Consider the following 7221-nt stretch of genomic DNA (forward strand, 5'->3'; position numbering starts at 1 on the left):
TCCTCCACCGCCTCGGCCCGGACGTTGGCGACGAGCGGCACGGCGGGCGCGGTCAGCCGCACCTCGTTGAGCGCGGCCTTCATCTCCTCGGCGGCGGGCTGCATCAGGGCCGAGTGGAAGGGGGCGGAGACCGGCAGCAGCACCGCGCGCTTCGCGCCGCGGGCCTTGGCGATCTCGACGGCGCGCTCGACCGCGCCCTTGTGGCCCGAGACGACCACCTGCTGCGGGTCGTTGTCGTTGGCCGCCGCGCAGACCTCGCCCTGCGCGGCCTCCGCGGCAACCTCGCGCGCGGCGTCGAGCCCGAGGCCGAGAAGCGCGGCCATCGCCCCCTCGCCCACCGGCACCGCGCGCTGCATCGCATCGCCCCGCAGGCGCAGGAGGCGTGCCGCGTCGGCGATGGACAGCGCGCCCGCCGCGGCGAGGGCCGAGTACTCGCCGAGCGAATGCCCCGCCACGAAGGCCGCTGCACCGATGCGCACGCCCTCGGCCTCCAGCGCGGTCATCGCGGCGAGCGAGGTGGCCATGAGCGCCGGCTGCGCGTTGCGGGTGAGCGTCAGCGTCTCCGCCTCGCCCTCCCAGATGAGCGCGCTCAGCTTCTCGTCGAGGGCGTCGTCGACCTCCTCGAAGACGGCGCGGGCGGCCGGGTAGGCCTCGGCCAGCGCGCGGCCCATGCCGACGCTTTGCGCGCCCTGCCCCGGAAAGACGAAGGCTCGGCTCATGGATTTCCCCCCGGTGATCTCGCTCGCCGGCGGGCATACAGGGGCGGTCCGGGGCGCGCAAGCGCGGCCCCGGGCGGTCAGGCCTGACGCGCGGCCGAGATCAGCGTCGTCCCGGCCATGACGAGAAAGGCGGTGAGCCCGGCCTTGAGCGTCAGCACCTCCGCGCCGAAATTCGACCCCGGCAGCACCCAGAGCCCGAGGGCACCGCCGATGAACACGCCGCCGGCAAGGCCGCCGGCGACCGTGCAGATCGCGCGCATCACGGGCGGGCCGGCGTGGCGGGTCTGGTCGAGCGTCTCCGTCGGGGTCATGGGGCGCCTCCTCTGCGGTCTGGACTGAGCGGACCTTTCGCGTGCAATCGGGCGACAATACGGCGCGATGGCGGCACTTCACCGGCACCGGCCCGGCCTTGCGTCCCGCGCTCAGGCATGTATACGGCACCCTCCCTTCGCGCAGAGCAAGCCACGGCGCAGTCTCTCGTGGGCCGGAGCGAAGGGCGACACCCCGGCCCTATGAAATGCGCCCGAACAGGAACGGAGCACGCATGCCGCTTTACGAGCATGTCTTCATCGCGCGTCAGGATCTCTCCAACGCGCAGGCCGAGGGGCTCATCGAGCACTTCGGCAGCGTCCTCGCCGACAACGGCGGCAAACTCGTGGACAGCGAGTACTGGGGCGTCAAGACGATGGCCTACAAGATCAACAAGAACCGCAAGGGCCACTACGCCTTCCTGCGCACCGACGCGCCCGCGCCGGCCGTGCAGGAAATGGAGCGCCTGATGCGCCTGCACGACGACGTCATGCGCGTGCTCACCATCAAGGTGGACAAGCACGCCGAGGGACCGTCGGTGCAGATGCAGAAGCGCGACGACCGCGAACGCCGCTGAGGAACAGGAGAGTAACCCATGGCCGCAAAACCGTTTTTCCGCCGCCGCAAGGTCTGCCCCTTCTCCGGCGACAACGCGCCCAGGATCGACTACAAGGACACCAAGCTGCTGCAGCGCTACGTCTCGGAGCGCGGCAAGATCGTGCCGTCGCGCATCACCGCCGTGTCCTCGAAAAAGCAGCGCGAGCTTTCCCGCGCCATCAAGCGCGCGCGCTTTCTGGCGCTCTTGCCCTACGCAGTGAAGTGAGGCCCCAGTCATGCAAGTGATCCTTCTGGAACGTGTGGCCAAGCTGGGCCAGATGGGCGACGTCGTGGACGTCAAGCCCGGCTACGCCCGCAACTTCCTGCTTCCGCAGAACAAGGCGCTGATGGCCTCGAAGGCGAACATCTCCGCCTTCGAGGAGCGCAAGGCCGAGCTCGAGGCGCGCAACCTCGAGACCCGCAAGGAGGCCGAAGCGCTCGCCGCGCGGCTCGACGGCCAGCAGTTCGTGGTGATTCGCCAGGCGTCCGACGGCGGGTCGCTCTACGGCTCCGTCAGCCCCCGTGACGTGGCGGACGCCGCCGGCGAGGCCGGTTTCTCCGTGGACCGCAAGCAGGTCAAGATCAACCGTCCGATCAAGGATCTCGGGCTGCACAAGGTCACCGTGCGCCTGCACCCGGAAGTCGAGGCCGAGCTGGTCCTGAACGTCGCCCGGTCGCAGGAAGAAGCCGACCTGCAGGCATCCGGCAAGACCATTCAGGAAGCCGCGGCCGAGGAAGAGGCGCAGGCGGAGTTCGAGATTTCCGAGCTTTTCGACGATATCGGCGGCGCCCAGCTCGACGAGGGCGCGGAGAGCGACGACGCCCGGGACGCCCAGCCCAGCATGGATCCCCGCGACACCTGACGCGCGCGATCCCGTCGGGCGGCGCCCTGCGCGCCGCCCGCGCCGCCACCGCCGACCCTGCAGAGGTCCGCGTGGCCCGCAATCAACGGTTGAAAAATCGATACTGCTCCGCAACGAAAGCGTTGCAGCCCCATGCAGATGCATGCAACATTCCCGAGCATGATTTGGGGATGGCCCGGCATCGGGGCGGGACTACGCGTGTCAGCGCGTCCTGACCGGGCAGGCCGCCTCGCCGCGGCGCACACGAAACATATCGGAACCATGACGCAGATTGATACCGAAGTCGGACAGCGCATCCGCGAGCGGCGCGTGGCGCTCGGCATGAGCCAGACGGAACTCGGCCGCCGCGCCGGTGTGAAGTTCCAGCAGATCCAGAAATACGAGAGCGGCGCCAACCGCGTCAGCGCCTCGCGGCTCTGGGCGATCGCCGGCGCGCTTGACGTGCCCGTGACCTATTTCTTCGAAGCCGTGATGGCGGGAAGCCCCCCGGAGGGCTCGCTCGGGGCCGGCGAGGACCTCCTGCGGGACGCGCGCGCCGCGCGGCTCGTCCGCAACTTCCTGCAACTGCCCGAAGACCAGAAGAAGGTGGTTCTCGACATGGTGACCTCCATGGCGCGGCGGAGTGCCCCGCGAGAGGAGCAAGCCGAACTGAACGCCTAGCGTGTGCGCACCCGGCTCGTGATCACCGGGCCCGGAGGCGGGAGCAAGCGACATGGAGCTCTTGGATCTCGGGCAACTGGCCCTGGACGACCGTCCGTTCGATGCCTTCCTGTCGCAGATCTGCGACAGGTTCGGGTTCGATCACGCCGCATACGCCGCATATGCCGGCTCCAATCAGGGGGAGCGGCAGATCCACGGATATGTCACCTATCCCGATGCCTGGAAGCGCCATTACGCCGAGTGCGGCTTTCAGAACATCGACCCGACGCTGATCACCGCCGGTCGCAGCATCGCACCGGTGGACTGGCGCCGGCTCGAGCACGAGCGGCACTACGTCACGGTGTTCGAGGCAGCGCGTGACTTCGGAATCGGGGATCGCGGGGTGACGATCCCGGTGCGCGGCCCCTACGGCGACGTGGGCCTGCTGAGCGTCACGAAGGACTGTGCGCTCCCGCAGTGGGATGATCTGGTTCCTGCGATCATGGGCGACCTGCAGAGCGCCGCGGTGCATCTGCACGATTCGGTCATGCGCTCGCACGCCGTGTCGCGGGCGCTGCGCCATCCGGCGCTGTCGACCCGCGAAGTCGAAATCCTGCAATGGACCGCGGCGGGCAAGTCGCAACAGGATATCGGAGACATCCTCGGCATTTCCTATCGCACCGTCGAAGTGCACCTGCGATCGGCGCGCAGCAAGCTCTTCGCATTGACCACGCCGCAAGCGGTCGCGCGTGCGGTCGGTCTTGGTTTCGTGACGCCGCTCTAGGGCCCGTGCGTGCCTGAGGCCGTCGCCTCCCTCCCGGACCACGCCCTCCCCTTCCCCTATTCGAGACGCACCGCCCCCCACTTGCCGGGGGGCAAGGCGGGCCGAAGACGCCCTGCACCCTGGCTGTAGCGGCCGCGCCTGAAGACCCGCCGCGTCAGGGCCCGATCATCGGGGCGCGCGCGGCCCCGCCCCCTGTCCGAAGCCTGCACGTGCGATGGCCGGGTGGCGCCATGTGCCAGCCTATGTTACGCGCAGGCATGGTGACCCGGTGGTGCCGTCATGGCCCACCGCCCGGCAGCCCCCAGCCCCCTCTCCGCGAATAGCCCCGCGGGCTCAATGCCCTACGGGATTTCCCTAATAGTGGCCGCTGATCGTTCACGGGTACCCTCACGCATGGCGACTGGCCACAAGACTTGGGGGAAGACAGATGATCATCGTGATCGACGCAGTGAACGCGCACCGCTTCGAACATCTTCTGGACGAGATGTTCCGCCTGCGAAAGCGGGTTTTTGCCGACCGCCTCGGCTGGGACGTCGAGTGCACCGAGGACGGACGCGAGATCGACCCGTTCGACGACCTCGACCCCGGCTACATCCTCGGCCTCGACGACACCGGGCACGTCGTCGCCTGCGTCCGGGCGCTTCAGACGACGGGACCGCATATGCTGTCCGAGGTCTTTTCGGACATCCTCGACGGGGAACCGCCCTTGCGCAGCCCGTCGATCTGGGAATCGACGCGCTTCTGCGTCGATACCGAGCGCCTCGGACGTGGCAAGGCGCGCAACTCCGTTTCCTACGCCACCTGCGAGCTGATGATCGGCGCGCTCGAATACGCGAGGCGCTCGGGTATCAGCGATATCGTGACGGTGATCGACCCGGTGATGGACCGGGTGCTCCGGCGCTCCGACTGCGCGCCCTACGACTATCTCGGCAAGCGCACACCCATGGGCAAGGTCTCGGCCCTGGCGGCGCTGCTCGACTGCACCGAGGAGCGGATCAATCGCATTCGCGCCTTCGCGGGAATCGGCCATGACGTGCAACTGAGCGAAGAGGCGGCGCTCGCCCTCGCGCCGGCGACGGTCGCCGACCACGCTGGCGATCAGCCGGGATCGCGCGACATGAGCGTCGTGGCGCGAAACGATGCGCCGGACCCCCGGGCGGGGCCGGCCAGCCGCGCGGCCCTGCGCGACTATTGTCGCGGGCAGATTCGTGACGCGCGCACGGCCGAGGACCTGGACCATGCGCTCGCGCTGGTGGAACTGCTCCTGGAAGAGGAGAGGCAGGACCCGGACAGGCTCAGCCGCGCCGCGGGGTAAGGGCACCGGGCCGCCGGCAGGACCGGCGGCCCGGCATCTGACCTCATTCGTCTTCGAGCGCCTCGACAGCCTGCTGGAGCTCGTCCTTGCTGACCTCCGTCTCGGTCACTTCGGCGAGCTCGAAGACGTAGTCCACGACCTTGTCCTCGAAGATCGGCGCGCGGAGCTGCTGCTGCATCTGCGGGTTCTGCTGGACGAACTCGAAGAACTGCCGCTCCTGCCCCGGATACTGGCGCGCCTGCTGCATCACCGCCTGCGTCATCTCGGACTCGGTCACCTCGACCTCGGCGCGCTGGCCGAGCTCGGCGAGCAGGAGACCGAGCTTGACGCGCCGCTCGGCGAGCTTGCGGTGCTCGTCCGTCGCCTCGATCTCGGGGTGATCGTGCCCCTCGACCTCCGGGTTCTCCTCGTGCCAGAGCTGATGCGCGATCTGCTTGGCCTCCGAGTCCACGAGGCCCGGGGGCAGCGGGAAATCCACCTTCTCGTCGAGCTGGTCGAGGAGCTTGCGCTTGGCGACCTGCCGGGCGGCGCCGTTGTATTCCGCTTCCAGCCGCTCGCGGATCTGCCCCTTGAGCGCCTCGAGATCCTCCGCGCCGAACTTCTTGGCGAGCTCGTCGTCGATCTCGGCGGCCTTGGGCGCCTTCACGGCCTTCACCGTGACGTCGAAGGTCACCTCCTTGCCGGCGAGGTGCTCGGCGCCGTAGTCCTCCGGGAAGGTGACCTTGACCTCGGTCTCGTCGCCGGCCTTCACGCCGACCAGCTGCTCCTCGAACCCGGGGATGAAGGCGCCCGCGCCGAGGGTCAGCGGATAGTCCTCCGCCGCGCCGCCTTCGAAGGCTTCGCCGTCGAGCTTGCCGGTGAAGTCGATGACGACCTGATCGCCATCCTCGGCCGCCGCCCCCTCGTCGCGGTCCTCGAAGTCCTGCGCGTTCTCGGCGAGGTTCTGCAGCGCCTCGTCCACCGCGGCGTCGTCGGCCTTCACGACCATGCGTTCGAGCGAGATGGACGAGAGGTCCACCTCCGGCACATCGGGCAGGGCCTCGTAGTTGAGCTCGACATGAACGTCGTCGCCGGCCTTCCAGTCCTCGTTCTTCATCTTGACGTCGGGCTGCATGGCCGGGCGGTCGCCGGTTTCCTCGAAGTGGTCCGACATCGCCTGATCGACGGTCTCCTGCATCGCTTCGCCGAGCAGACGCTCGCCGAACTGCTTCCTGAGAAGCGCGATCGGCACCTTCCCCTTGCGGAAGCCCTTCATCTCGATCTCGGGCTGCGCCTCGACGAGCTTTTCGTGCACCTTCTCGTCCAGCTCGTCGGCCGTCACGACAATCTCGTAGCCGCGCTTGAGCCCCTCGTTCAGGGTTTCGGTGACCTGCATCATGCCCTCATGTCGGAACGGCCCCCTGAAGAGGAGGCACTGAGAAATCAGGCGCCCTTCTAGAAAGGCCGCCGCACCCATGCAAGCCGAAACGCGGCGGGGCGCGCGGATGGCACGCCCCGCCCCGGCGCTCAGGGCGCGTCGTCCTCTTCGTCGTCCTTGTTGACCGAGGAAACCTGGCGTCCGACGTAAAGCTGATCGCCCATCAACTCCATCAGGTCGAACTGCTCCTCGACGAAGTCGATGTGCTCCTCCTCGTCCTTGAGGATGCGCATGAAGAGCTCGAAGGTGCCGAGATCGCCGGCCGCGCGGGCCTCGTCGGCGGCGCGGGCGTAATAGCTGCGGGCCTCGCGCTCCATCTCGAGCTGCGTCTCGAAGATGCCGCGCACGCTCTCCGGCTTGGCCACCTTGTCGAGCGTCTGCATGTCCGGCGTGCCATCCAGGAAGAGAAGCCGCGTCAGGAAGGCGCGGGCGTGGCCACGTTCCTCGTCGATCTCCTCGGCCATGCGCGCCGCGAGCCGATCGATCCCCCAATCGTCGAGCTTGCGCTCCTGATAGAGGTAGGTGTTAACCGTCGTCAGCTCCATCGTCAGCGCGCGCTGAAGATGCTCGAGCGACAC

Annotated in this window: 10 protein-coding genes; 6 read left to right on the top strand and 4 right to left on the bottom strand. The window is 68.4% G+C overall.

What is annotated here, in order from left to right; translation table 11 throughout:
* Together ACESL7_RS10820 and ACESL7_RS10825 are read right to left on the bottom strand one after the other, a co-directional pair.
* The coding region (locus ACESL7_RS10820) for an ACP S-malonyltransferase (RefSeq protein WP_372893336.1) at nt 1-719 on the bottom strand (719 nt) is incomplete at its 3' end.
* 77 nt (nt 720-796) lie between these two features.
* The gene (locus ACESL7_RS10825) at nt 797-1030 is read right to left on the bottom strand and encodes a hypothetical protein (RefSeq protein WP_372893337.1); all 234 of its coding nucleotides are present in this window, start codon (nt 1028-1030) and stop codon (nt 797-799) included.
* A gap of 233 nt (nt 1031-1263) precedes the next feature.
* Between ACESL7_RS10825 and rpsF the strand changes: the two genes are divergently transcribed.
* The 6 genes from rpsF (at nt 1264) to ACESL7_RS10855 (ending at nt 5226) form a co-directional block, all read left to right on the top strand.
* Nucleotides 1264-1605: a 30S ribosomal protein S6 gene (rpsF, locus tag ACESL7_RS10830; protein ID WP_115977906.1), complete on the top strand. Its 342-nt coding sequence runs from the start codon at nt 1264-1266 to the stop codon at nt 1603-1605.
* An 18-nt stretch (nt 1606-1623) separates the two neighbouring features.
* Entirely contained in the window at nt 1624-1851 is a 228-nt protein-coding gene (gene rpsR / locus ACESL7_RS10835; RefSeq protein ID WP_372893338.1) for a 30S ribosomal protein S18, read from the top strand.
* A gap of 10 nt (nt 1852-1861) precedes the next feature.
* On the top strand, nt 1862-2488 hold the full coding sequence (gene rplI, locus ACESL7_RS10840; RefSeq protein ID WP_372893339.1) for a 50S ribosomal protein L9: 627 nt from the start codon (nt 1862-1864) through the stop codon (nt 2486-2488).
* Nucleotides 2489-2749: 261 nt separating this feature from the next.
* Nucleotides 2750-3148: a helix-turn-helix domain-containing protein gene (locus ACESL7_RS10845; RefSeq protein ID WP_372893340.1), complete on the top strand. Its 399-nt coding sequence runs from the start codon at nt 2750-2752 to the stop codon at nt 3146-3148.
* Between the two features lie 52 nt (nt 3149-3200).
* Nucleotides 3201-3911, top strand: coding sequence for an autoinducer binding domain-containing protein (locus tag ACESL7_RS10850; RefSeq protein WP_372893341.1), 711 nt, complete (start codon nt 3201-3203; stop codon nt 3909-3911).
* Between the two features lie 427 nt (nt 3912-4338).
* Nucleotides 4339-5226, top strand: a complete 888-nt coding sequence (locus ACESL7_RS10855; protein ID WP_372893342.1) for an acyl-homoserine-lactone synthase — start codon at nt 4339-4341, stop codon at nt 5224-5226.
* A gap of 43 nt (nt 5227-5269) precedes the next feature.
* Here ACESL7_RS10855 and tig read toward each other — a convergent pair whose 3' ends face one another.
* Nucleotides 5270-6601 (bottom strand): trigger factor, encoded by a 1332-nt coding sequence (tig, locus tag ACESL7_RS10860; protein WP_372893343.1) that lies wholly within the window; start codon nt 6599-6601, stop codon nt 5270-5272.
* Between the two features lie 131 nt (nt 6602-6732).
* On the bottom strand, nt 6733-7221 hold a 489-nt coding region (locus tag ACESL7_RS10865), incomplete at its 5' end, for a ferritin-like domain-containing protein (RefSeq protein WP_372893344.1).

The sequence above is a fragment of the Rhodosalinus sp. genome (assembly GCF_041685465.1).
In the GTDB taxonomy this organism is placed as follows: domain Bacteria; phylum Pseudomonadota; class Alphaproteobacteria; order Rhodobacterales; family Rhodobacteraceae; genus Rhodosalinus.